Source organism: Pseudonocardia sp. ICBG601 (genome assembly GCF_020496245.1).
The window spans coordinates 736,058-760,922 of record NZ_JAHLJA010000150.1 but is presented as its reverse complement, the minus strand read 5'-3'; the positions used below and the strand labels follow the sequence as shown (position 1 = coordinate 760,922).

Genomic DNA, 24,865 nt, shown 5'->3' with positions numbered 1-24,865 from the left:
GTCTTCTCCGCGACTGCCGTCCGTGCGCTCACGGCCGCCTCCAGTGGCGCCCGGTGCGGGCCAGCATCTCCTCGGCCGACACCGGGCCCCAGGACCCGGCGGGGTAGGAGTCCGGGCCGCGCGCGTCGGCGGCCCAGTGCTCCAGGACCGGGTCGAGGATCTCCCAGGACCGCTCGACCTCCTCGTTCACCGGGAACAGCGACGGCTCGCCCAGCAGCACGTCGAGGATGAGGCGCTCGTAGGCCTCGGGGGACGCCTCGGTGAAGGCGTTGCCGTAGCCGAAGTCCATCGTGACGTCGCGGACCTCCATCTGGCTGCCCGGCACCTTGGACCCGAAGCGCATGGTGACGCCCTCGTCCGGCTGCACCCGGATGACCAGGGCGTTCTGCCCCAGCTCCTCGGTCATCGTCGCGTCGAACGGCAGGTGCGGGGCCCGCTTGAACACCACGGCGATCTCGGTGACGCGGCGGCCCAGCCGCTTGCCGGTGCGCAGGTAGAACGGCACCCCGGCCCAGCGGCGGTTCTCGACCTCGCAGGTGATCGCGGCGAAGGTCTCGGTGGTTGACTCCGGGTTGAAGCCCTCCTCCTCCTTGAGACCGGGCACCTCCTCCCCGCCCTGCCAGCCGCCCTCGTACTGGCCGCGGGCGGTGGTGGCGTCGAGCGGGTGCGCGAGCTTGACCGCCTTGAGGACCTTGATCTTCTCGGCGCGCAGCTCGTCGGAGGAGAACGACGTCGGCTCCTCCATCGCGGTGAACGCGAGCAGCTGCAGCAGGTGGTTCTGGATGACGTCGCGGGCGGCGCCGATGCCGTCGTAGTAGCCGGCACGACCGCCCAGGCCGATGTCCTCGGCCATGGTGATCTGGACGTGGTCGACGTAGTTGGCGTTCCAGATCGGCTCGAACAGCTGGTTGGCGAACCGCAGCGCCAGCACGTTCTGGACGGTCTCCTTGCCGAGGTAGTGGTCGATGCGGAACACCGAGTCCTCGGGGAAGACGTCGTTGACGATCGCGTTCAGCTCGATGGCCGAGGCGAGGTCGTGCCCGAACGGCTTCTCGATGACGACCCGGCGCCACACGTCCGGGTCCTCCTGCGCGGACAGCCCCGAGCGGGCGAGCTGCTTGCAGACCACCGGGAACGCGCCGGGCGGGATCGACAGGTAGAACGCGTGGTTGCCGCCGGTGCCGCGCTTCTCGTCCAGCTCGCGGACGGTGCGCTCCAGCTCGTCGAAGGCGGCGTCGTCGTCGAAGGAGCCCTGGACGAACCGCAGCCCCTCGGCGAGGCGGTCCCACACCTCCTGCCGGAACGGGGTGCGGGCGTGCTCGCGCACGGCCTCGTAGACGACCTGGCCGAAGTCCTCGTGGTCCCAGTCGCGGCGGGCGAAGCCGGTGAGGGCGAAGCCCGGCGGCAGCAGCCCCCGGTTGGCGAGGTCGTAGATCGCGGGCATGAGCTTCTTGCGGGACAGGTCCCCGGTCACTCCGAAGATCACCAGTCCGCAGGGGCCGGCGATCCGGGGGAGCCGCTTGTCACGGGGGTCGCGCAGCGGGTTGGTCCGTCCGCCGTTCGCGGTGGGCATCGCCCCTCCTAGTACTGGTGTTCTCGTGATCGGGGCACCGGGGTCACGGTTCTGTCGGGGGCTCTGTCGACGTCTGTGTCGATGTCACCGCCCTGGCCAGGGTGACCAGCCCGGCGAGCCGGTCGGTCAGGTGCAGCCGGAGCACCGGACGTCCCCGGCGTCGCTGGTCGTCGATGACCGCCCGGGCCTGTGCCGCGTGCAGGCTATCCAGTCCCGGCCCGTGCGGCACGGTGTCCGCGCCGACGGACCCCGGAAGATCACCGCCGGGACCGTTCCCGGTCAGGTGACAGTGCACCGCGACGTCCGGTGCGCCGGTGTCGCCGCTGCGGCAGGCCGGGGCCCAGCCGAACGCGACGGGCAGCCCGAGCCGGGCCACCAGCGGCCCGCGCAGCACCGCGACCGAGGCGTCGGACTCCGGGTCCAGCCAGGCCGAGACCACCGCGGGGGCCCCCTCGGCGACGGCGGCCAGCGCGTCGAGCGCACCGGCGACGGTGCGGGTGCCGGGCGGCAGCCAGTCCCCGGCGTGCACGGCGATCCCGCCGTCGACGAACGACGGCTCGGGGTCGGGACCGTCGGCCGGCGCGGGCGGAGCGGGCGCGAACGGGTCGGTGTCGAGGACCCGCCCGGCCAGCGCCGCGGCGGCCTGCCACAGCACGACCGCGGCTCCCGGGCCCGCGTCGAGGCGCACCGCGCCGTGGCCCGGCCCGGGCCGCGGGCCGGTGCCGTCGGCGTGCACGTCCACGACGCCCGCGGGTGCGCTGGGCTCCTGCGGGGCGGGGCCCGCGCCGACCGGCTCGTCGGGCGGCACCGGCACGACGGTGAGCCCGGCGGCGGTGAGCAGCGGGGCCAGCCAGCCGGTGAGGGCAGGGGAGCGCTCGGCGTCGCGCAGGGCCAGCAGCGAGCCACGGCCCGCGGCCAGGGCGCCGGCCAGCAGCAGCGCCGGGTTGTCCGGGTCGTCGGCGGCCAGCGCGCGCTCGGCGGCGACGGCGTCGCCCAGGACGGCGGGCACGTCCGCCCCGGCGAGCCCCGCGGGGACCAGCCCGAGCGGGCCCAGCACGCCGAAGCGGCCCGGGACGTCGGCGTCGAGGGTGACCACGACCGGGCCGGGGTCGCCGGGGACGTCCAGCGGCGAGCCGGGCTCGGTCAGGTGCACGGTGCGCGCGGCGAGGGCGTCGGCGCCGACCTCCTCGGCGATCGCGGCGGCGACCACCCGGGTCACGGCCGCGACGACGGGGTCGGTGCCCGCCGCGTCGGCGACGACGAGGACGGTCTCGGCGAGCTCCCCGGACAGCGCCTCCGCGACCTGCACCGGGTCCGCGGAGTCCAGCGCGGTCAGCCGCGTCCCGCCCGGGTCGGTGCCGGCGACGACGCGGGCCGCGGCGACCGCGTCGGGCGTGCCGACGAGCAGCACCCGGTGCGCACCGGCGACGGCGAACCGTTCGCGCAGCGCGGCGACCTGCCCGACGAGTGGCCGGCTGCGGGCGGCGAGCCCGGTCCAGCCGGTCCGGGGCGGGGCCCCCGCGGCGCGGGGCCCCCAGACGCTGGGGTCGGCGTCGGCGAGCCGGGAGGCGACGGTCTCGCCGGCCAGCTCGGCGGCGATCCGCCGGGCCGCTCCGGCGAACGGCTCACCGGCGAGCCGCACCCGCACCGGGGACGGTGCGGGTGCGGACGGGCCGCCGGTGGCGGCGGAGCCGAGGTCGGCCCCGTCGCCACCGGGAGTGGCCTCGTTCAACTACTTCGCGGAGTCGAGCTGGCCGCGGACGGTGTCCTGCAGCTCGGTCCAGGACTTCTCGAACTTCTCGACGCCCTCGTTCTCCAGGGTGAGGAACACGTCGTCGAGGTCGATGCCGAGGTCCTCCAGGTCGGTGAACACCGTCTGGGAGGCGCCCGCGGTGTCGCTGACCTTGTCCCCGTCGACCTCACCGTGGTCGGCGAAGGCCGTCAGGGTCTTCTCCGGCATGGTGTTGACGGTGTTGTCCACGACCAGCTCGGACACGTACAGCGTGTCCGGGTAGTCCGGGTTCTTCACCCCGGTGGAGGCCCACAGCGGGCGCTGGGCGTGCGCGCCGTGCTCCGCGAGGGCGTCCCAGCGGGCACCGGAGAACGCGTCGCGGTAGGCGGCGTAGGCCAGCCGCGAGTTCGCGACGGCCGCCTTGCCGCGCAGGCCGAGCGCGGTGTCACCACCGATCTTCTCCAGCCGGCCGTCGATCTCGGAGTCCACCCGGGACACGAAGAACGAGCCGACCGAGTGGATGCGGGACAGGTCCTGCCCGTTCTCCCGCGCCTGCTCCAGGCCGGTCAGGTAGGCGTCCATGACGAGCTTGTAGCGCTCGACGGAGAAGATCAGCGTCACGTTCACGCTGATGCCCTCGGCGGTCGCCCGGGTGATGGCCGGCAGGCCCTCCTCGGTCGCCGGGATCTTCACCAGCAGGTTGGGCCGGTCGACGGCCTTCCACAGGTCCTGGGCCTGCGCGACGGTGCCCTCGGTGTCGTGCGCGAGGCGCGGGTCCACCTCCAGGGAGACCCGGCCGTCGACACCGCCGGTGCGCTCCCAGGTGCCGGAGAACACGTCGCAGGCGTGCTGGACGTCGGCGACGGTGATCTCGCGGATCGCGGTGTCGACGTCGGCGCCGCGGGCGGCCAGCTCGCGGACCTGCTCGTCGTAGGCGGCGCCGTCGGACAGCGCACCGGCGAAGATCGTCGGGTTGGTGGTCACCCCGACGACGTGCTTGTCCTCGATCAGGGCGGCGAGGTTGCCGCTGGCCAGGCGCTCCCGGGACAGGTCGTCGAGCCAGATGGACACCCCGGCCGCGGACAGTGCGGCCAGTCGATCGTTGCTCATGATTCTCTCCTTGCGATCGGGTGCCGTCGGTTCAGGAGGACTTCTCGGTCGCGGCGAGGGTCTCCCGCGCGGCCGTGGCGACGGTGTCGGCGGTGAAGCCGAACTTCTCGAACAGGGTGGCCTGGTCGGCGCTGGCACCGAAGTGCTCGATCGACACCGACCGGCCGAGCTCGCCGACGTAGCGGTACCAGGGCATCGCGATGCCGGCCTCGACCGAGACACGGGCCTTGACCGCGGTCGGCAGGACCGACTCGCGGTACTGCTCGTCCTGGGCCTCGAACCACTCGACGCACGGCATCGAGACGACCCGGGTGCCGACGCCCTCGCCCTCGAGCTGCTCGCGGGCGGCCAGCGCCAGGTGCAGCTCGGAGCCGGTGGCGATGATGATCACCTGCGGGACGCCCGAGGACGCCTCGGAGATCACGTAACCACCGCGGGCGACGCCCTCGGCGGAGGTCCCGGCGACGGTCGGGACGTTCTGGCGGGTCAGCGCGAAGCCGACCGGGCCGCCGTCGGGCCGCTCCAGGGCGGCCTTCCAGGCGTAGGCGGTCTCGTTGGCGTCACCGGGGCGCACCATCGACAGGCCGGGGATGGCCCGCAGCGACGCCAGGTGCTCGATCGGCTGGTGGGTGGGGCCGTCCTCGCCGAGGCCGATCGAGTCGTGCGTCCACACGTAGATCGGGTTCGTCTTCATCAGCGCCGCGAGCCGCACGGCCGGGCGCATGTAGTCGGAGAAGACGAGGAACGTGCCGCCGTAGGCCCGGGTCGGGCCGTGCAGCGAGATGCCGTTCAGCACCGCGCCCATGGCGTGCTCGCGGACACCGAAGTGCAGCGTGCGGCCGTAGGGCGAGGTGGTCCACATGCCGGTCGAGGCCGACTTGGGGCCGAACGAGTCGGCACCCTTCATCGTGGTGTTGTTCGACTCGGCCAGGTCGGCCGAGCCGCCCCACAGCTCGGGCAGCACGTCGGCCAGCGCACCGAGCACGGCGCCGGAGGCCTTCCGGGTGGCCATGCCCTTCTCGTCGATGTCCCAGTGCGGGAGGGAGGCCTCCCAGCCGTCGGGCAGCCGGCCGGCCTTCAGCCGCTCCAGGAGCGCCTTGCGCGCGGGCTCGCGCTGCTCCCACTCGTCGAAGGTGCCCTGCCAGGAGTCGTGCGTGGCGCGGGAGCGCTCGCCGACCGCGCGGGTGTGGGCGAGGACGTCGTCGTCGACCTCGAAGTCCTGGTCCGGGTCGAACCCGAGGACCTTCTTGACCTCGCGGACCTCGTCGTCGCCCAGCGCGGCACCGTGCGCGGCGCCGGTGTTCATCTTGTTCGGCGACGGGTAGCCGATCACCGTCCGCAGGATGATGATCGACGGGCGGTCGGTCTCGGCCTTGGCGGCCTCCAGCGCGGCGAGGATGCCGGTGACGTTCTCGCCGCCCTCGACGACCTGCACGTGCCAGTTGTAGGCCTCGTAGCGCTTCGCCGTGTCCTCGTTGAGGGCGATGTTGGTGTCGTCCTCGATGGAGATCTCGTTCGCGTCGTAGATCACCGTGAGGTTGCCCAGCTCCTGGCGACCGGCCAGCGACGACGCCTCGGAGGTGACGCCCTCCTCGATGTCGCCGTCGGAGGCGATCACGTAGATCTGGTGGTCGAACGGCGAGGAACCCTCGGGGGCGTCCGGGTCGAACAGGCCGCGCTCGCGGCGGGCCGCGATCGCCATGCCGACGGCCGAGGACAGCCCCTGGCCCAGCGGGCCGGTGGTCATCTCGACGCCGCGGGTGTGGCCCCACTCCGGGTGGCCCGGGGTCAGCGAACCCCACTTCCGCAGCTGCTCCAGGTCCTCGCGCTCCAGGCCGTAGCCGGCCAGGAAGAGCTGGATGTAGAGGGTGAGGCTGGAGTGCCCGGCGGACAGGACGAACCGGTCGCGGCCCATCCAGTCGGGGTCGGCCGGGTCGTGCCGCATGACGCGCTGGAACAGCGTGTACGCCAGCGGGGCCAGGCTCATCGCGGTGCCGGGGTGTCCGCTGCCGCACTTCTGGACCGCGTCCGCGGCCAGTACACGAACGGTGTCCACGGCCCTGCGGTCGAGGTCGGTCCAGTCGTCGGGGACGTGCGCGCGGGTGAGCGCGGCGACGGCGCCGTCCCCGGCGTGGGGGGACGTAGCGGTGTCGGACAAGGCGATGGCTCCTGTACTCGCGTCGACGAATGTCGGTCTGCCGGTCGTGGATCCGGATGCCCGCCCGGTGGTCGCGGCCGTTCCGCAGGCGGCGACGTCGGCGGGTGTGTGGTACGACCCGGATCACCTGGCGGCATCGTCGCCGCCCCGACGCGGAACACCCTACTGCTCACGCCCGCGGCCTGCGGCTTTGCGCCTCGTGGCGATCGGCGGTCCGGCCCGCCGGGAACCGCGTACCCGGCGGGCCCGCGACGCATGCCACCGGTTAGCATCGACGCGCTGTAGAACTAGGGAGGTCGCCACCGCGGCGACCACCCCGTGTCCACGGCACCGAGCCGGTGCGGCCCCTCGGGCGGCGCGGCACGGGATCACTACGTCGAACCGAGCGAGGTACGGACAGGTGAGCGCACCCGCGTCAGGGCGGAGCCGGGCCGACGAGGCCGGGGTCCCGGCCGAGCACGTCCCGGCCGGACCGGACGCCGCGCCGGCGGCGACGCCCCCCGCCACGACCGTGGTGGTGCCGGCGGCACCGACCGGGCGTCTCGCGCGCGTCCGCGCCACGGTGGCGGCCTATCTCGGCCTCACCAAGACGCGGATCATCGAGCAGCTGCTCGTCGTCACCGTGCCCGCCATGTTCCTGGCCCAGCGCGGTGTGCCGTCGCTGTTGCTGATCGCGGCCACCCTGGTCGGCGGCGCGATGGCCGCGGCCGCGGCGCACGCGCTGAACTGCGTCGTCGACGCCGACATCGACCAGAAGATGGCGCGCACCGCCCGCCGCCCGCTGGCGAGGGGACAGGTCCCCACGCGCAACGCGCTGGTGTTCGGCCTGGTCCTGGCCGCGCTGAGCTCGGTGTGGCTGGGCCTGACCACGAACTGGCTGGCCGCCGCGCTCTCGCTGGCCGCGATCGCGTTCTACGTGCTCGTCTACACGATGCTGCTCAAGCGGCGGACCTCGCAGAACATCGTGTGGGGCGGTGCCGCGGGCTGCATGCCGGTGGTGATCGGCTGGGCCGCGGTGACCGGCACCGTCGAGTGGCCCGCGCTGGTCATGTTCGGTGTGATCTTCTTCTGGACGCCGCCGCACTTCTGGGCGCTGGCGATGCGCTACCGCGAGGACTACGCCGCCGCCGGGGTGCCGATGCTCCCGGTCGTCGCACCCGCGCCCGCGGTGTCGGTGCGGATCGTCGTCTACAGCTGGGTGATGGTGGCCTGGAGCCTGCTCCTGCTGCCGGCGACGTCGTGGGTGTACCTCGCGGTGGCGCTGCTCGGCGGGGCGTACTTCGTGTTCCGGGCGCACCGGCTGCACCACCAGGTGAAGTCCGGCGGCGAGATCTCCCCGATGCCGCTGTTCCACCTGTCGAACATCTACCTGTGCGTGCTGTTCGCGGCGATCGCCGTCGACGCCGCGCTGGGGCTGCCGGTCCTGTTCTGACCCGGCCCGCCCGCGGTCAGCGGGACCGCCGGCCCGTCGTGCCCAGGGCGCCCGGGGTCCGCCCGGTCGCCTCGCGGAAGGCCCGGACGAACGAGCTCGCCGTGCGGTAGCCGACGGCGTGCGCGGTCTCGGTCACGTTGCGCCCCTCGGCGAGCAGCCGGGCCGCGGCCCGCACCCTGGCCTGCGTCCGCCACTGGGCGAAGGTCATCCCGGTCTCCTCGCGGAACCGGCGCAGCAGCGTCCGCGCGCTCCACCCGACCCGGCGGCTCCACACCTCGGCGGGATGCGCCGCACCCGGCGCGGCGACGATGCCCCGGGCGACGAGTGCCAGCCGGGGGTCGGTCGGCATCGGCAGGTCGGCGACGCCACCGGTGACCGGCTCCACCGAGTCCAGCGCGACGGCCTCCGCGCGCCGCCGTGCCTCCTCGGGCAGGTCCCCGCGGTCCAGGTGCTCGACCAGACCGGCCCAGGCCGGCCCGAACCGGACGACCCCGGGCGGCAGCTCCGGGGCCCACCGGCCCGGCTCGACGAACGTGCACCGGTACCCGGTCCGGCCGGTCACGACGCCCCGGTGCGGTGTCCCGGCGGGGATCCAGATCCCGGCGCCGACCGGCACGATCCAGGACAGGCGGTCGATCTCGACCGTGCGCGGCCCGGACGCCGCCCAGACCAGCTCGTGGCACGGGTGCTGGTGCACCCGCACGTGCACGTCCGCCGGTGGCGGTGAGGTCCACCGGGTCCAGACGCGGTCGCCGCGACGGTCCGGGCGCTCGTCGCGGACGTGCACCCCGACGGTCAGCCGCCGCTGTCGGGAACTCGACATCATGGGACCGTTCATGAACACAGGCTAGGCTGCCCACACTCCTACGGTGTCCCGGTGACGATCACGGACCTGCCGACCGCACCACCGGCGTGCGCGGCGATCTCCCGCGCGCTGCGGGAACCCCTGCGCGGCACGGCCGCCACCGCCGCGGGCTGGCTGCTCGTGGAGCACTCCGGCCCGTGGGGCGACGGCGCCCTCGACCGGGCCGACGAGCGCTGGGGCGCGCTGGTCGAGGAGCGCTTCGCGGAGGCGGGGGCACGGGTCCTGCTGGTCCGCGAGCCGGGCCGGGCCCGGCCCGGTGGCCGGCGCCGGGTGCACCTCGTGCACTCCGGGCGGGGCGGGCCGTGGCACGAGGAGCTGCGGGTCGACGACCTCTCGGCGCTGCTGGACCTCGACCCGGCCGTGGTGGCGTCGGCGTCGGCACCCGGCCTCGGGACTCCGGTGACCCGGCCGTGGTTCCTGGTGTGCACGCACGGCCGCAAGGACGCCTGCTGCGCGGTGCTGGGCCGCCCGGTGGCGCGGGCGCTGGCGTCGACCGGGCGGGTGTGGGAGACCACGCACCTGGGTGGCGACCGGTTCGCGGCGGCGGTGGTCGTCCTGCCGCACGGCTACTACCTCGGCCACGTCGACCCGGCCGACGCCGGGGCGCTGGCCGCCGACACCGACCGGGGGCTGCTGTCGCTGCGGCACCTGCGCGGGCGGTGCTGCGACCCGCCGGAGCTGCAGATCGCCGAGCACGTGGTCCGGGAGCGGCACGGTCTGCGCGGGATCGACGACGTGGTCCCGCTCCCCGGCGGGGACCCCTGCGGGGACGGGGTGGTGGTGGACCGGCCGGGCGGCCGGGACCGGGTCCGGCTGAGCCCGGCGCCGCTGCCCGAACGCCTGACGTCGTGCTCGGCGGGGGAGCGGGGACGCCCCGACCCGCGGTCCGCGACCGTCACCGCGGTGGCCCGGTGAGTGCCCCGGTGCCCGCCCCCGTGCCCGGCCGCGTGGGCGGTCGCGTGTCCCGGCGCGCCGCGCTCGGGCTGCTCGGGGCGGCGGTCCTCGGCGCCTGCGGCACCCCTGCGCCCGGCACCCCGGCGTCCGGAGGCCCGGCGCCCGCCGGCCCGGATCCCGCGGAGGCCGGGGCACGGGTCGTGACGCTGGTGCCCGCGCTGCTCGACGCCGCGCTCGCGGTCGGGGTGCGACCGGTGCTGGCGGCCGTCGTCGGGAGCACCCTGCCCCCGCACCTCACCGGGCTCGCGGACGGCGTCCCGCTGACGAACGCGGGTGTCGGCGTCGACCTCGAGCGGGTGGCCCGCGAACGGCCGGACCTGATCCTCACCCAGACCGGTCCGGACAACCACGCCGACCTGCTGCGCCGGATCGCGCCGACCGCCGAGATCGCGGTCCCGCAGCCGGCCGCGCGGTGGCGGGAGTACGTGGCGGCCGCCGCCGCGGCGATGGACCGGGCTCCGGCGACCGCCGCCGCCGAGCAGGAGCTGGCCCGGCACGTCGCCGGGGCGCGCACCGTGCTCGCCTCCCGGCCGGGCACGGTGTCGGTCCTGCAGGTCGACAGCGACGGCGTCCGCGTCTACGGCCCGGACTCCTTCGCCGGCTCCCTGCTCTGCGAGGCGGGCGCGACGACCGCGCCCACCCCGCCCGGGGTGTCCTGGAAGGCCGACGGCTACCTCGGGGTCAGCCGGGAGCGGCTGGCCGAGGTGGCCGGCGACACGGTCTTCCTGCTGGTGCGGGTCGCCGAGGGCGAGGACGACGCCGAGGTCGCCCGGGACCCGCTGTGGCGGTCCCTGCCCGCGGTCCGGGCCGGGCGCGCCGTCACGGTGGACCGGGGCACGTGGGTGCACCGCGGCTACGCGAGCGCGGCCCGGGTGCTCGACGACGCGGCCCGGTCCCTGCGCGGCTGAGGGCCGCCGGTCACCGCAGCAGGTGCGGCGTCTCCCACTCCGCGCCCAGCACGTGGTAGTCCAGGAACGCCCACACCGTGCGGTACCAGACCTTCGCGTGGTTCGGCGCGAGCACCCAGTGGTTCTCGTCGGGGAAGTACAGGAACCGGTGCGGGTTGGCGTCCGGGTCGGCCTGCCGGGACACCAGGTCCCACCACAGCCGCAGCCCCTCGCCGATCGGGACCCGATGGTCACGGTCGCCGTGGATCACCAGCATCGGGGTGACGATCGCGTCGGCGTGGTGGTGCGGGCTGTTGGCCTGCGCCATCGCCGGGGTCATCTCGGTGAGCCAGTACTCGGCGTGGTCGGTCGTCGGCCCGAACTGGTCGAGGGCCCACAGGCTGGCGTGGGTGACGACCGCGGCGAACCGGTCGGTGTGCCCGGCCACCCAGTTGGCCATGTAGCCGCCGAAGGAGCCGCCCATCGCCGCGGTCCGGGTGCCGTCGATCTCCGGCCGGGCGACGGCGGCGTCGGTGGCGGCCATCAGGTCGGTGAACGGCGCGCCGCCCCAGGCGCCCCAGCCGCGCTGGACGAAGTCCTGGCCGTAGCCGGTCGACAGTGCCGGGTCGGGCAGCAGCACGGCCCAGCCGCGCGCGGCCATCAGCCACGGGTTCCACCGCCACGACCAGGCGTTCCAGCTGGCCAGCGGGCCGCCGTGGATCCACAGCAGCAGCGGCGCCGGGTGCTCGGCGTCGGCGCCGTCGGGCAGGACCAGCCAGGCGCGGACCCGGGTGCCGTCGGCCGCGGTGGTGTCCAGCTCGGTGAGCGTGCCGGGCAGCACGGGCGCGGCGGCGGGGGCGGGCAGGAGCTCGGGGTCGGCGTCGCGGCCGTCGGCGGGGACGCGGACCGGGGCCGGGGGCGCGTCGTAGGCGTGGCGCAGCGCGTAGACCCATCGCCCGTCCGGCGACGGGCACGGGTCGGAGTAGGTGCCGTGGTCACCGGTGAGCCGGGTGACGGTGTCGTCCTGCGGGGTCGCGCCCGGGTCGACCCGGAACAGCGGGCCGCGACCGTTCTCGTCGGCGGTCACGATCAGGGCCGACCCGTCGCGCGTCCAGCGGGCCGCGGTGGGCCAGCGGTCCCAGCCCGGTGCCACCGGGCGCGGCGCGCCACCGGCGAGCGGGACCAGGACCAGGTCGATCCGCGGCGCGACCTCCGGGGTGGAGACGCGTTCGCGCAGCGCGACGACGGTCCGCCCGTCCGGGCTGATCCGGGGCGCGCCGTACTCGTGGCCGTCGTCGTCGGTCAGGTCGCGGTGCTCCCCGGTCGCGGTGTCGACCACGACCAGGCCGGGCCGCCAGGTGCCGTGGCCGTGCGCGCGGTACCAGCCGGTCACCACCGAGCCGCCGTCGGGGGAGACGTCGAAGGCGGTCTCGTCCAGCGCGCGGCCGGGTGCCGGCGTGAGGTCCGTCCACGGGTCGGTGTCCTCGGGGGAGGCCAGGAGCAGCCGTTCCTCGGCCGGGCCGAGGTCGTGGTCCCAGTGCCGCACCGGGTAGCCGGTGTGCAGGATCGCGGTGACCTTGCCCTCGGTGCGCGCGGTGCGGCGCTGCTCGTCGTCGTCGGTCGTCACCGCGCCGGGCAGCGTGGGGGAGGACACGACGACGGTCCCCGCGTCGGCGGCGACGGCGACCGCGGAGATCCCGCCGGGCCGCGACCCGGCGGGCGCGGCCTCACCGCCGGCCGCGGGCAGCCGCCACAGCGCGGTCGGCGGCTCGGTCTCCCCGGTGGCGTCGGGGTCCGGGCGGGCCGACCGGAACAGCAGGTCGCCGTCGGGGGTGAAGACCGGCCCGGACTCGCCGGCCGTGCCCCGGGTCAGCCGCCGCGCCGGGGCCTCGCCCGCGGGGTCGACCTCCCACAGCGCGGTCCGGTAGCGGGTGCCGTCGGCGTCGAGCTCGGCGACCCCGGTGACCAGCCGCGTGCCGTCGGGGGACAGGGCGAGCCCGCCGAGGCGGGGGAGCGCGACGTAGGCGTCGAGGTCGTGGAAGGGGGTGTCGGTCACGCCGTCGGTTCTACCGCACGCCGCGCGGCGGACCGACCCCGTTCCGGACCGGTCAGGGGACGAGCAGCACCTTGCCGGTGGTGCGGCGGCCCTGCAGGTCGTCGTGCGCGGTGCGGGCGTCCGCCAGGTCGTAGCGGTGCCCGATCCGCACGTCGAGGCGGCCCGCGGCGACCTCGCCGTAGACGGCGGCGGCGCGGGTGCGCAGCTCGTCGGTGGTGGCGATGTAGTCGAACAGCTTCGGGCGGGTCAGGTACAGCGACCCGGCCGCGTTGAGCCGCTGCGGGTCGAACGGCTCGACCGGGCCGGACGCGGCGCCGTAGAGCACCAGCGTGCCGCGCGGGCGCACCGAGGCGAGGCTCGCGTCGAAGGTGGTGCGCCCGACCGAGTCGAACGCGGCGTGCACGCCCGCGCCGCCGGTGAGGTCGCGGACGGCGGCGGCCAGGTCATCGACGGCGGTGTAGTCGATCACCTCGTCGGCGCCGGCGCCGCGGGCCAGCTCGGCCTTCTCCGGCGTCGACGTCGTCGCGATCACCCGGGCGCCCTTCGCGACGGCCAGCTGGGTGAGCAGCAGCCCGACGCCACCGGCGGCGGCGTGCAGCAGGATCGTCTCCCCGCCGCGCAGGGCGACACAGTCGTTGACCAGGAAGTGCGCGGTCATGCCCTGCAGTGCCGCGCCGACCGCGACGTCGTCGGCGACGCCCTCGGGCACCGGGACGGCCTTCGCCCAGGGCACGGCGACCTGCTCGGCGTAGCTGCCCAGGGTGTTGGCCCAGGCGATCCGGTCCCCGACCGCGACACCGTCGACGTCCGCGCCCATCGCGGTGACCCGGCCCGCACCCTCCAGCCCGGCGACGTAGGGCGTCTCCATCGGGTAGATGCCCTCGCGCTGGTAGGTGTCGATGAAGTTCACCCCGGCCGCGGCGACCTCCACCAGCACCTCGCCCGGACCCGGCACCGGGGCGTCGGTGTCGACGACCTCCAGCACCTCGGACCCGCCGGGCCTCGTCACCCGTACCGCACGCATGTGTCCTCCTCATCGCTCGCCGCTGCTGACGGGCCCGATCATGCCCTCACGCGTCGCGGCGGAGCATCCGGGAGACGAGCACGACCGCGGCGACGGCGAACCAGCCCGCCGCGAGCCCGGTGCTCGACACGAGCCCGTCGGTCGGCAGCGGGTCGCGCAGCACGTCGACCCCGGCGGCCCAGCCGTCGGTGAGCAGGAACGGGCGGATCGGCTCCAGGGCGGGGATCGCGCCGAGCACCCCGGACAGGATGATCCCGCCGAGCACCGAGGACAGCACCACCAGCGGGTGCTCGGTGAACGACGACACCGCCAGCGCCACCGCGCCGACCGCGGCGAGCTGCCCCAGCGTCCACAGCGCGACCAGGGCGATCCGGCCGGCCGCGGAGGTCAGGTCCAGCACCGAGCCGGACATCGTCAGCAGCGCACCGCCGTCGCCGACGACGGCGGGGGGCCCGATCAGCGCCCATCCCGCCACCAGCCCGACCACGCAGACCACCGCGACCGCGACCGCGGCCACCACCAGCACCCCGAACGCCTTCATCGCGACCAGCCGCAGCCGCCCCACCGGGGCCAGCAGCAGCCCGCGCAGGGTGCCGTGCTGGGCCTCCCCGGCGATCGCGTCCGCCGCCGCGACGGTGACCACCAGCGGCAGCAGCAGCGCCATCAGCAGGGTCAGCGCCGCGACGGGCAGGGTCAGCCCGTTCCCGACGACCTCGGAGAGCAGGCCGCGGCGCGGCCCGTCGGCCAGGACGAGCCCGACCGCCATCAGGACCGGCACCGCGCCGAGCAGCGCGACCATCACCCAGGTCCGGGGCCTGCGCAGCACCCAGCGCAGCTCGGCCCCGAGCAGCCGCCGCCACGACACCGGCCGGGGCGGGGCGGGCGGGGCGCTCACGCGTCGCCCTCGGTGATCCGGGTGAACAGCTCCTCCAGGCCGGCGCGGCGCCGGGCCAGCCCGTGCACCGCCACCCCGGCCCCGACGAGGCCGGCGAACAGCCGCGGCCCGTCGGCGTCGGCGGCCAGGACGACGGCCGCGCCCTCGGCCCGGGCATCGGCGCCCGCGGCCCCGAGCTCCCGCAGCGCCGCCGCCGGGTCGGTGGTCGCGATCTCCCAGTCGCCGTCGGCGGCGCCGAGCAGCCGGTCCAGCGGTCCCGCCGCGAGCAGCGTGCCCTGCTTGAGCACGGCCACGTGCGTGCACACCGCCTCGACCTCCGACAGCAGGTGCGACGACAGCAGCACCGTCGCCCCGCCCGCCCGCAGCTCGGCGACGATCGTCCGGGTCTCCCGCGTCCCGGCCGGGTCGAGACCGTTGGTGGGTTCGTCGAGCACGACGAGCCGGCGCGGGACGAGCAGCGCCGCGGCCAGCCCGAGGCGCTGCTTCATCCCGAGGGAGTAGCCGCGGAACCGGCGCCCGGCGGCCGCGGCCAGCCCGACCCGCTCCAGGGCCGCCTCCACCGCGGGCCGCACCTCACCGGCCGCGAGCCGCGGCTCGGTCGCCGCGACCCGGCGCAGGTTCTCCCGCCCGGACAGGAACGGATGGAACCCCGGCCCCTCGACCAGCGCGCCGACGTCGGGCAGCGTCGTGGCGAGCCCGCCCGGCACCGGGAGCCCGAGCAGCTCGACGCTGCCCGAGGTCGGCGTGGTCAGCCCGAGCAGCATCCGGATGAGCGTCGTCTTGCCCGAGCCGTTGGGGCCGAGCATCCCGAACACCGACCCGGCCGGGACGTCGAGGTCCACCCCGTCGACGGCGGTGACCCGCCCGAACACCTTGCGCAGGTCCCGGACGCGGGCGGCCGGGAGCTGCTCGTCCGCGGCCCCGTCCGCCACGTGGCCGGCGGGGGCGGAGCGGGTGGTCGTCACCGGGCCAGGGCCTCGCCGAGGACGTCCGGGCCGACGGCACCGGCGGCGACGCGGCCGTCGTCGGCCAGGATCACCGAGCCCGCGTTCGTGGTGATCTCGCGGCCGGCGCCCCACGGTCCGGACACCGGGGTGCCGAGCGCGGACAGGTCCGGGCCCTGCCCGTCGCCGGAGCGCTGCGGGACCCGGCCGACGACCACGGTGTCCCAGCCCTCGCCGACGACGGTCGGCGCGGCGGCCCGTGCGGGCGTGCTGCCGGGGCTGCCGGGGCCGGGGTTGGCGGGGCCGGGGCGGATGCCGGGGCCGGGCTGCTTCACCGTCCCGGCGGTGCCGTCGCGGACGGTGGCGCCGGGCGGCGGGGTGAAGGTGAACAGGGCCGGGTCCTGCGGGCCGAACGTGACGTCGTCGAAGCCGATCCGCAGCACCGGGTCGGTCCCGGCGCCGAGGACGGTCAGCTCCAGCGGGGTCCGGGTCTGCGCGTCGACGGCGGCGCGGACCTCGCGCAGCACGGTGCGCTCACCGGGCTTCGGCGCCAGGACCAGGGTGTAGGCGGGGCGGCCGGCGACCTCGGTGGTGCCGTCGACCCGCAGCACGCTGGTGGCGCTCAGCCGCGCGACGACGGTCCGGGCGACCTCGGCCGGGTCCTTCGCGGCGTCGGCGTCCGGGGCGTGCCCCCGGCTCGGGAACCGGGTCGCGGTGCGGTCGGTGGAGTCGTAGGCCCAGGTCGTGGCGCCGTCGCGGACGTAGGTGCGCTCGCCGTCGTCGCTCGGGACGGCGAGGCGACCGTCGCCGTTCCCGTCGGACCAGACCCGCGCGGTGGAGGTGCCGTCGGTCAGCCCGTCGGAGGGCAGGCCCGGCACGGCGGGCAGCCCCAGCCGGTTGTCGACGGCGACGGTGCCGGCCAGCGCGACCGGGTCCGCCGCGACGACCGAGGCGACGAGCTGCTCCGGCGTGACGGGCGGCAGCTCGGGGGCGGCGGAGGCCCGCGTGGTGAGCAGGCCCACCGACAGCGACACGATGAGGGCGACGGCCAGGACGGCCGCGAGGACCACGGCGATCCCGCCGCGTCGCAACCGGGATGCGGAGGTCATGACTCCAGAGTGCCCGAGTGTCACCCGATCGTGCAGCGGCCGGTCGGACCGACTCAGACCGACGCGGCGGCGGGCTCCGGCGCGGCGGCGTCCGCCGGGTCGCCGGTCGGGGTCGCGCGGGGGTCGGCGGCGGCCGGGCGGGTCGCGGTGCCGGCCCACACCCAGGCGGCCGCGGCGGCGGTCAGCCCGGCGCCGAGCACGTGCAGCGACACCAGCAGCTCCGGGACCCCGAGGGCGTACTGGACCCCGCCGAGCGCGCCCTGGGCGAGGACGACCACGACGAGCACCCGGAACCGGCGCAGCAGCGCCCGCGGGGCGGACACCGCGTGCAGCAGGAACCCGAGCCCGACCAGGGTGCCGAGGTAGAGGAACAGCGTGTCGACGTGCAGCTGCGCGAGCGCGGGGATCGGCACGTCGAGGCGCGGGGTCTCCGGGTCGCCGCCGTGCGGACCGGCCGCGGTGACCAGGGTCCCCGCGACGAGCAGGACGCCCAGCACCGCGGTGGAGAACAGCACCAGCCCACGCCCGGCGACGGGCACGGTGCGGGTCACCGGGCCGTCGGCCTCACCGGCGGCGCCGACGAGCAGCACCGCGAACCAGACCAGCACCATCGAGGCCAGGAAGTGCAGCATCACCGTCCACCAGGCCAGCCCGAGCAGCACGGTGATCCCGCCGATGACGGCCTGCGTGACGACGCCGAGCGGCATCGCCAGCGCCAGCCCGGTGAGGCGGCGGCGCCGCGGCCGGGTGTACAGCGCGCCGAGCAGCGCCGCGCCCGCGGTGAGCACCACCAGGATGCCGAGCAACCGGTTGGAGAACTCGATCCACATGTGCAGCGGCGCGATCTCGGCGTGGTCGACCGGGATCATGCTGCCCGGCTCGCACTGCGGCCAGGTCGAGCAGCCGAGGCCGGAGCCGGTGACCCGGACCACCGAGCCGGTCACCCCGATCCCGATCTGGGCGACGAGGTTCGCGATCGCCAGCCGGCGCATCAGCACCGGCGGGGTGGAGGGCACGCGCGACAGCAGCACACTACGCATCGTAGAAGATGGGGCTCAGGTCCAGCGCACCAGCCGCGACGCCGCCACCCCGGCGACGACGGCCCAGCCGGTCAGCACCAGCAGCGGCCCGGCCGCGGGGAACTCGCCCGCGCCGAGCGCCGAGCGCAGCGCCTCGGCCAGCGCCCCGGAGGGCAGCCACGGCGCGAGCGCCGCCAGCGGCCCCGGCAGGTCCGCCACCGGCACGACGATCCCACCGGCCAGCAGCAGCGCGAACCACACCAGGTTGGCGACGGCGAGCACGATCTCCGCGCGCAGCGTCCCGCCCAGCAGGATGCCCAGCGCCCCGAACGCGGCCGCGCCCAGCAGCACCGCCAGCGCGGCGCCGTCGAGCCGGGCACCGGCCGGGGACCAGCCCAGCAGCGCCGCCAGCACGCCGAGCAGCACCACCTGGATCACGACGACGGCGGCGACCGCGGCCAGCCGCCCGCACACCAGCAGCCAGCGGGGCAGCGCCGTCGCGGCCAGCCTGCGCAGCGCGCCGTAGCGGCGGTCGAAGCCGAGCGCGATGGCCTGGCTGGTGAACGCCGAGCTCATCACGGCCAGCGCCAGCATGGAGGCGAACAGCCACGCCACCCGCGGCTCCGGGGCGGGCACCGCGGGCACGAGCGTGAGCCCGGCCAGCAGGGCCGCCGGGATGAGCAGGGTCAGCAGCACCTGCTCGGCGTTGCGCAGCGCGAGCCGGGTCTCCAGGCCGCCCTGGGCCCGCAGCATCGTCAGCACCCGGCCGCGCCCGGGCGCGGGGGTGAACATGCCGTCGGGGAACGGTGGCGTCGTCCGCGGGGTCGTCACGAGCGCAGCTCCCGTCCGGTGAGGTCGAGGAAGACGTCCTCCAGGCTGCGCCGCACGACCTGGACGTCGTCGGCGAGCACGCCCTGGTCGGCGCACCACGAGGTGATGGCGGCGAGCGCGCCCGGGTCGATCCGGCCGCGGACCCGGTAGCGGCCGGGGGAGGTCTCGCAGCTGGCGTAGCCGGCGGGCAGCCGGGCGTCGAGACCGGCGACGTCCATCCCGGGCCGGGCCCGGAAGCGCAGCTCGGTCTGGTCGCCCGCGGTGAGCTGGGCGGGCGAGCCGTGCGCGACGACCCGGCCGTGGTCGATGATCACGACGTCGTCGGCGAGCTGCTCGGCCTCGTCCATCAGGTGGGTGGTCAGCAGCACCCCGACGCCGTCGCGGCGCAGCGCCCGGACCAGGTCCCACACCAGGTGGCGGGCCTGCGGGTCCAGACCGGCGGTCGGCTCGTCGAGGAACACCAGCTCCGGGCGCCCGACGACGGCGCACGCCAGCGCCAGGCGCTGCTGCTCCCCGCCGGACAGCCGCTTGTACGGGGTGCCCGCCCGCGGGCGCAGGCCGAGCACGTCGATGAGCATGTCGACGTCGAGCGGGTGCGCGGCGCAGTCGGCGACCAGGTGCAGCATCTCCCCGGTCCGCACGGCCGGGTAGGCGCCGCCGCCCTGCGGCATGACGCCGACCCGGGGACGGACGGCCTCGTCGGCCGGGTCGTGGCCGAGGACCCGCACCCGTCCGGCCGAGGGCGCCCGGAACCCGGTGCACACCTCGACGGTCGAGGACTTGCCGGCGCCGTTCGGGCCGAGCAGGGCGAGCACCTCGCCGCGGGCGAGGTCGAGGTCGATCCCGTCGACGGCGGTCGTGGCGCCGTAGCGCACGACGAGGCCGCGGATCTCCAGGGCGGCGCTCACCGGGCGGGCTCCTGGTCCGACGGCGCGCGGGTCCCGGCGCCGGTGTCGCCCGGGGTGCCGCTGCCGTCGGTGCCGCTGCCGTCGGTGCCCCCGTCCGGGCGGGCCGGGTCACCGGCGTCGCCGGGGGAGCGGATCAGCCGGGCGACGACGTACAGCGCGAGGGTGTACATGGCCGCGCCCGCGGTGATGGCCAGCGGCAGCTGGAACCCGCGGAAGAAGAAGTCGGCGCCGGTGGGCGGCACGGCCAGCGCGAGCACGACCGACAGCAGCAGCAGGCCGCGGCGGTAGAACGGCATCGCCCGGGTCACGACCAGCGGCAGCAGCGCCCAGAACAGGTACCAGGGGTGCACGACGGGGCCGAGCAGCACGACGGCGCCGAGCCCGAGGCCGGTGCCGGTGACCGGGTCGACCCGCCCGCGCAGGCAGCCGAGCAGCAGCACGACCACGATCACCGCGATCGGCAGCACGAACAGGCTGCGCATCAGGCCCATCGTGGTCTCGGTGTGGTCACCGAGCCCGGCGAGTCTGCCGACCTGCCCGGCGAGCAGCCCCAGGTTGGTGCTGATCGACATGGGCGAGATGAGCACGCTGGGCGCGGACAGCCCGCGCACCCAGTTGAAGCCCAGCCCGGTGGCCAGGCTGAAGAAGGTGAGCACGGCCGCGGCGATCGCGGACAGCCAGGCCGTCATCACGGCCCAGTCGACGAGCCTGCCGCCGCGCCTGCGGACCAGGTACACACCGACGAAGCCCAGCGCGAGCAGCGCCGGGAGCTTCACCGAGGCCGCGGCGACGATCAGCGCGGCACCGCCGGTGATCCGCCACCACGGCTGGACGGTGTCGTCGCGCCCGAGCATCACCCAGAGCCCGAGCAGCAGCAGCGGCAGCATGATCGACTCGTTGTGGATGCCGCTGACCATGTGGAACAGCACCAGCGGGTTCGCCGCGCCGAGCCACAGGACCAGGCCGGCGTCGAGGTCGAACCGGGAGGCCAGCCGGGGCAGCACCCACACCATCAGCGCGACGCCGACCAGCGCGAGCACCCGGTGCTCGAGGATGCCGAGCACCACGTTCTCCCCGGACAGCGCCGTGATCCCGCGACCGAGGCCGAGGAACAGCGGGCCGTAGGGCGCCGGGGTGTCGCGCCAGACCGTGGGGATGCCGCGGACCAGCGGGTCGTCGATGCCGAGCGCCTGCGCCGGGCCGATCGAGTACGGGTCGATCCCGCGGGCGAGCGTCGCGCTCTGGGCGAGGTAGCTGTAGATGTCCTTGGAGAACATCGGCGGCGCCAGCGCCAGCGGCACCCCCCAGAGGATCGCGGTGCGGCCGAGCTCGCGGCGCTCGGGAGCGGGGTGGTGTGCCCCGCGGGTGGTGAGCATCCGGGCGATCCACAGCCAGGCCGTGACCACCATGAGCAGGCCCGCGTAGGTGACGGCGATCGCGAGGGTGACGTTGCGCGACGGCAGCCCGATCACGCGCAGCCCGTTGAGCGGGTTCGGCACCGGGAAGGCCCCGGACCCCAGCGCGCTGATCCCCATCAGGAGCGCGCCGGTCAGGCCGAGGATCCGCGCGATCCGGGCCTGCTCGCGCAGGCCGCGCCGGGCCCGGTGGCCGGTCGACGGCGGTGTGGCGGGGGGATCGGACGGCGCCGCACGCGTCGGGGGGTCGTCGCGCCCGGGCGGGGCGACCTCGGGCGTCACCATGGGAGAAGAGGCTAGTGGTGCGGCCACGGGGGGTCCGGTACCGGCCCTCACCTGCGGGTGGAGTGAGCCCGGTCACCACGGCGGGGGGTCTGTTTTGCCGTGCCGACCGATATACGCAACACTGATGTTGTGAAAACGGACCGGACAGCGCTGCGGCGCCTCGACGACCCTGCCTGCGGGCACGGCGTCGGCGGCGACGCCGTGGTGCCCGCCGCGTCCGGGACGGGTACCCGCGCCCTCGTGGCACGGGTGCTCATGGAGCAGGGTCCGGTCACGGCCGCCGTCGTGGCGGCCGAGCTGGAGCTCACCGAGGCCGCCGTGCGCCGGCACCTCGACGCGCTGATCGCCGACGGCGAGGCGGAGGTCCGGGCCCCGGCCCGGTCCGCCCGTCCGCGCGGCCGGGGCCGTCCGGCCCGGGAGTACCTGCTCACCGACACGGGCCGGGTCCGGTTCGGGCACGGGTACGACGACCTGGCCACCCAGGCGCTGCGCTTCCTCGCCGAGACGGCGGGGGAGGAGGCGGTCGACGCCTTCGCCCGGCACCGGGTGCGCGAGCTGCTCGGGTCCGACCTCGACGCGGTGACCGCCCCGGCGGAACCCGCGGAACGGGTCGAAGCGCTCGCCCGGGTGCTCAGTGCCCGCGGCTACGCTGCGCAGGCCCGCCACGGCGGGTTCGGGGTGCAGCTGTGCCAGCACCACTGCCCGGTGGCCCACGTGGCCACCGAGTTCCCGGAGCTCTGCGAGGCCGAGACGCGTGCCTTCGCCGAGCTCCTGGGCACGCACGTGCAGCGGCTGGCCACCATCGCCCGCGGCGACGCCGCGTGCACCACACACGTCCCGCTCGAGGATCCCGAACTCCTCGCGCGGGCACGAGGTAAGAAGCAAGGCCGTTCCGTCACCGTGAGTGGGAGACCCACTGCGCAGGTGCGGCAGGTGCAAGAAGAAGGGGGCCCCGCCGACGGCGGGACCTTCTCCCACCACGGTCCCCGAAAGGGAGGCAGTCCTTATGACGACCACTCCTGATGTGCGCACCGAGCTCACGCAGGAGGAGACGATCGCGGCGCTCGGCCGGTACGACTTCGGCTGGGCCGACTCCGACGAGGCGGGCTCCATCGCGAAGCGTGGCCTGTCCTCCGAGGTCGTCGCCGACATCTCCCGCCTGAAGAGCGAGCCCGAGTGGATGCTGGAGTTCCGGCAGAAGGCGCTCGACATCTTCGGCAAGAAGCCGATGCCGCGCTGGGGCTCCGACCTGTCCGGGATCGACTTCGACAACATCAAGTACTTCGTGCGCTCCTCGGAGAAGCAGGCCGCCACCTGGGACGACCTGCCCGAGGACATCAAGAACACCTACGACAAGCTGGGGATCCCGGAGGCCGAGAAGGCCCGCCTGGTCTCCGGTGTCGCCGCGCAGTACGAGTCCGAGGTCGTCTACCACTCGATCCGCGAGGACCTCGAGCAGCAGGGCGTCGTCTTCCTGGACACCGACACCGCGCTGAAGGAGCACCCGGAGCTGTTCCGGGAGTACTTCGGCTCGGTCATCCCGTCCGGTGACAACAAGTTCTCCGCCCTGAACTCCGCGGTCTGGTCCGGTGGCTCCTTCATCTACGTCCCGCCGGGCGTGCACGTCGACATCCCGCTGCAGGCCTACTTCCGGATCAACACCGAGAACATGGGCCAGTTCGAGCGGACGCTGATCATCGTCGACGAGGGTGCCTACGTGCACTACGTCGAGGGCTGCACCGCGCCGATCTACAAGACCGACTCGCTGCACTCGGCCGTCGTCGAGATCGTGGTCAAGAAGGGCGGCCGCTGCCGTTACACCACGATCCAGAACTGGTCGAACAACGTCTACAACCTGGTCACCAAGCGCGCCAAGGCAGAGGAGGGCGCGACCATGGAGTGGGTCGACGGCAACCTCGGCTCCAAGGTGACCATGAAGTACCCGGCCGTGTGGCTGATGGGCGAGCACGCCAAGGGCGAGGTCCTCTCGATCGCGTTCGCGGGCGAGGGCCAGCACCAGGACGCCGGCGCCAAGATGGTCCACCTCGCGCCCAACACCTCCTCGACGATCGTGTCGAAGTCGGTGGCGCGCGGCGGCGGGCGTACGTCCTACCGCGGCCTGGTCCAGGTCAACCCGCGCGCGAAGAACTCCCGTTCGACGGTGAAGTGCGACGCGCTGCTGGTCGACACGATCTCGCGCTCGGACACCTACCCCTACGTCGACATTCGCAACGACGACGTGTCGATGGGGCACGAGGCCACCGTCTCCAAGGTCTCCGACGACCAGCTCTTCTACCTGATGAGCCGCGGTCTGACCGAGGACGAGGCCATGGCCATGGTCGTGCGCGGGTTCGTCGAGCCCATCGCGCGCGAGCTGCCGATGGAGTACGCGCTGGAGCTGAACCGGCTGATCGAGCTGCAGATGGAGGGTTCCGTCGGATGACGACGAGTGACGTTGCCGGCCTCGCGCCCGAGCTGAAGGGCGCCAAGGAGGGGCAGGGCGAGGTCCCGATCGCCTCGGCCGGCGAGCGCTTCCAGTCCTTCGACGTGGAGGCGTTCGAGGTCCCCGGTGGCCGCGAGGAGAACTGGCGGTTCACCCCGCTGCGCCGGCTCAAGGGCCTGCACGACGGCAGTGCCGCGTTCGAGGGCACCGCGCCGGTCTCGGTCACCGAGGCCGCCGGGGTGACCGTCGAGAAGGTCGGCCGCGACGACGCCCGGATCGGCGAGGGCGGTGTCCCGTTCGACCGGGTCGCCGCCGCGGCCTGGTCCGGGTTCGGCGAGGCCACCCTGGTCACCCTGGACGGGGAGAAGCTCGACCCGGTGACGATCACCGTGGACGGCCCCGGCGAGGGCGTCACGGCGGCCGGCCACCTGCACATCCGCACCACCCCGCACACGCAGGCGACGGTCGTCGTCGTGCACCGGGGGTCGGGCGTGCTGGCCGACAACACCGAGGTCGTCCTGGGCGACGGCTCGCAGCTCACGCTGGTCGTGACCGAGGAGTGGGCCGACGACGCCGTGCACGTGGGCGCCGAGCACTACTCGATCGGGCGCGACGCCACCCTGCGGGCCACCACGGTCCAGCTGGGCGGCGACCTGGTCCGGGTCTCCTCGACCGTGCGCTACGCCGGCCCCGGCGGCGACGCCGAGCTCATCGGGCTCGGCTTCACCGACGCCGGCCAGCACCTCGAGCAGCGGCTGCTGGTGGACCACGCGATGCCGAACTGCAAGTCCAACGTGCTCTACAAGAACGCGCTGCAGAGCCTCACGAAGGACTCCTCGCACGTGGTGTGGATCGGCGACGTGCTGATCCGGGCCGCCGCCGAGAACACCGAGACCTTCGAGTTCAACCGGAACCTGGTGCTCACCGAGCACTGCCGCGCCGACTCCGTGCCCAACCTGGAGATCGAGACCGGCGAGATCGTGAGCGCGGGCCACGCCAGCGCCACCGGGCGGTTCGACGACGAGCAGCTGTTCTACCTGCGCAGCCGCGGCATCCCCGAGGACCAGGCCCGTCGCCTGGTCGTCCGCGGGTTCTTCGGCGAGGTCCTGAACAAGATCACGCTGCCGGAGCTCAAGGAGCGCCTCGAGGCGGCCGTCGAGGCCGAGCTCGCGCTCACCGGCGTCTGAGCGCAGCTCGGCACCGATTCCGCACACTTTCCCGAATA

20 protein-coding genes are annotated in these 24,865 nt (G+C 75.0%); 6 read left to right on the top strand and 14 right to left on the bottom strand.

The window, feature by feature from the left end; all coding sequences use genetic code 11:
• Positions 1 to 28: 28 nt before the first annotated feature.
• The 4 genes from zwf to tkt are packed head-to-tail and all read right to left on the bottom strand — an operon-like array spanning position 29 to position 6,573.
• Positions 29 to 1,573, bottom strand: coding sequence for a glucose-6-phosphate dehydrogenase (zwf, locus tag KPL57_RS49195; protein WP_226357313.1), 1,545 nt, complete (start codon positions 1,571 to 1,573; stop codon positions 29 to 31).
• A gap of 43 nt (positions 1,574 to 1,616) precedes the next feature.
• Entirely contained in the window at positions 1,617 to 3,305 is a 1,689-nt protein-coding gene (locus KPL57_RS49190; RefSeq protein ID WP_226357312.1) for a hypothetical protein, read from the bottom strand.
• Positions 3,306 to 4,415, bottom strand: a complete 1,110-nt coding sequence (gene tal / locus KPL57_RS49185; protein WP_226357311.1) for a transaldolase — start codon at positions 4,413 to 4,415, stop codon at positions 3,306 to 3,308.
• A gap of 31 nt (positions 4,416 to 4,446) precedes the next feature.
• Entirely contained in the window at positions 4,447 to 6,573 is a 2,127-nt protein-coding gene (gene tkt, locus KPL57_RS49180) for a transketolase (RefSeq protein WP_226357310.1), read from the bottom strand.
• A gap of 511 nt (positions 6,574 to 7,084) precedes the next feature.
• Here tkt and KPL57_RS49175 point away from each other — a divergent pair.
• Positions 7,085 to 8,005: a heme o synthase gene (locus tag KPL57_RS49175; RefSeq protein ID WP_226357512.1), complete on the top strand. Its 921-nt coding sequence runs from the start codon at positions 7,085 to 7,087 to the stop codon at positions 8,003 to 8,005.
• 16 nt (positions 8,006 to 8,021) lie between these two features.
• Here the strand turns inward: KPL57_RS49175 and KPL57_RS49170 are convergent, their stop codons facing one another.
• Positions 8,022 to 8,843 carry an AraC family transcriptional regulator gene (locus tag KPL57_RS49170; RefSeq protein WP_226357309.1) on the bottom strand — a complete coding sequence of 274 codons (822 nt, stop codon included), beginning with the start codon at positions 8,841 to 8,843 and terminating at the stop codon, positions 8,022 to 8,024.
• Positions 8,844 to 8,882: 39 nt separating this feature from the next.
• Between KPL57_RS49170 and KPL57_RS70855 the strand changes: the two genes are divergently transcribed.
• Positions 8,883 to 9,785, top strand: a complete 903-nt coding sequence (locus KPL57_RS70855) for a sucrase ferredoxin (protein WP_226357308.1) — start codon at positions 8,883 to 8,885, stop codon at positions 9,783 to 9,785.
• Entirely contained in the window at positions 9,782 to 10,732 is a 951-nt protein-coding gene (locus KPL57_RS49160) for an ABC transporter substrate-binding protein (RefSeq protein ID WP_226357307.1), read from the top strand. The genes KPL57_RS70855 and KPL57_RS49160 overlap by 4 nt, the downstream gene beginning before the upstream one ends.
• A gap of 10 nt (positions 10,733 to 10,742) precedes the next feature.
• Here the strand turns inward: KPL57_RS49160 and KPL57_RS70850 are convergent, their stop codons facing one another.
• Genes KPL57_RS70850 through mptB form a run of 9 tightly spaced genes read right to left on the bottom strand, consistent with a single transcriptional unit; the run spans position 10,743 to position 21,197 of the window.
• On the bottom strand, positions 10,743 to 12,767 hold the full coding sequence (locus tag KPL57_RS70850; RefSeq protein ID WP_226357306.1) for a prolyl oligopeptidase family serine peptidase: 2,025 nt from the start codon (positions 12,765 to 12,767) through the stop codon (positions 10,743 to 10,745).
• 52 nt (positions 12,768 to 12,819) lie between these two features.
• Positions 12,820 to 13,791 (bottom strand): quinone oxidoreductase, encoded by a 972-nt coding sequence (locus tag KPL57_RS49150; RefSeq protein WP_226357305.1) that lies wholly within the window; start codon positions 13,789 to 13,791, stop codon positions 12,820 to 12,822.
• A 46-nt stretch (positions 13,792 to 13,837) separates the two neighbouring features.
• Positions 13,838 to 14,686, bottom strand: coding sequence for an ABC transporter permease (locus tag KPL57_RS49145; RefSeq protein ID WP_226357304.1), 849 nt, complete (start codon positions 14,684 to 14,686; stop codon positions 13,838 to 13,840).
• Positions 14,683 to 15,651 carry an ABC transporter ATP-binding protein gene (locus KPL57_RS49140; protein WP_374203891.1) on the bottom strand — a complete coding sequence of 323 codons (969 nt, stop codon included), beginning with the start codon at positions 15,649 to 15,651 and terminating at the stop codon, positions 14,683 to 14,685. Before KPL57_RS49140 ends, KPL57_RS49145 begins: the two co-directional genes overlap by 4 nt.
• On the bottom strand, positions 15,648 to 16,739 hold the full coding sequence (locus tag KPL57_RS49135; protein ID WP_226357303.1) for an outer membrane lipoprotein carrier protein LolA: 1,092 nt from the start codon (positions 16,737 to 16,739) through the stop codon (positions 15,648 to 15,650). The genes KPL57_RS49140 and KPL57_RS49135 overlap by 4 nt, the downstream gene beginning before the upstream one ends.
• A 53-nt stretch (positions 16,740 to 16,792) precedes the next feature.
• Positions 16,793 to 17,779: a heme A synthase gene (locus KPL57_RS49130; RefSeq protein ID WP_374203890.1), complete on the bottom strand. Its 987-nt coding sequence runs from the start codon at positions 17,777 to 17,779 to the stop codon at positions 16,793 to 16,795.
• Between the two features lie 15 nt (positions 17,780 to 17,794).
• Positions 17,795 to 18,550: an ABC transporter permease gene (locus KPL57_RS49125; protein WP_226357510.1), complete on the bottom strand. Its 756-nt coding sequence runs from the start codon at positions 18,548 to 18,550 to the stop codon at positions 17,795 to 17,797.
• Positions 18,551 to 18,585: 35 nt separating this feature from the next.
• Entirely contained in the window at positions 18,586 to 19,497 is a 912-nt protein-coding gene (locus tag KPL57_RS49120) for an ABC transporter ATP-binding protein (protein WP_226357301.1), read from the bottom strand.
• Positions 19,494 to 21,197 (bottom strand): polyprenol phosphomannose-dependent alpha 1,6 mannosyltransferase MptB, encoded by a 1,704-nt coding sequence (mptB, locus tag KPL57_RS49115; protein WP_226357300.1) that lies wholly within the window; start codon positions 21,195 to 21,197, stop codon positions 19,494 to 19,496. The genes KPL57_RS49120 and mptB overlap by 4 nt, the downstream gene beginning before the upstream one ends.
• A 201-nt stretch (positions 21,198 to 21,398) precedes the next feature.
• On the opposite strand from mptB, the gene KPL57_RS49110 reads away from it, so the two are divergent.
• Genes KPL57_RS49110 through sufD form a run of 3 tightly spaced genes read left to right on the top strand, consistent with a single transcriptional unit; the run spans position 21,399 to position 24,827 of the window.
• The gene (locus tag KPL57_RS49110; protein WP_226357509.1) at positions 21,399 to 22,220 is read left to right on the top strand and encodes a metalloregulator ArsR/SmtB family transcription factor; all 822 of its coding nucleotides are present in this window, start codon (positions 21,399 to 21,401) and stop codon (positions 22,218 to 22,220) included.
• A complete protein-coding gene (gene sufB / locus KPL57_RS49105) occupies positions 22,204 to 23,640 on the top strand; it encodes a Fe-S cluster assembly protein SufB (protein WP_226357299.1) in 1,437 nt (478 codons plus the stop codon). The genes KPL57_RS49110 and sufB overlap by 17 nt, the downstream gene beginning before the upstream one ends.
• A complete protein-coding gene (gene sufD / locus KPL57_RS49100; RefSeq protein ID WP_226357298.1) occupies positions 23,637 to 24,827 on the top strand; it encodes a Fe-S cluster assembly protein SufD in 1,191 nt (396 codons plus the stop codon). The genes sufB and sufD overlap by 4 nt, the downstream gene beginning before the upstream one ends.
• Positions 24,828 to 24,865: the final 38 nt, after the last annotated feature.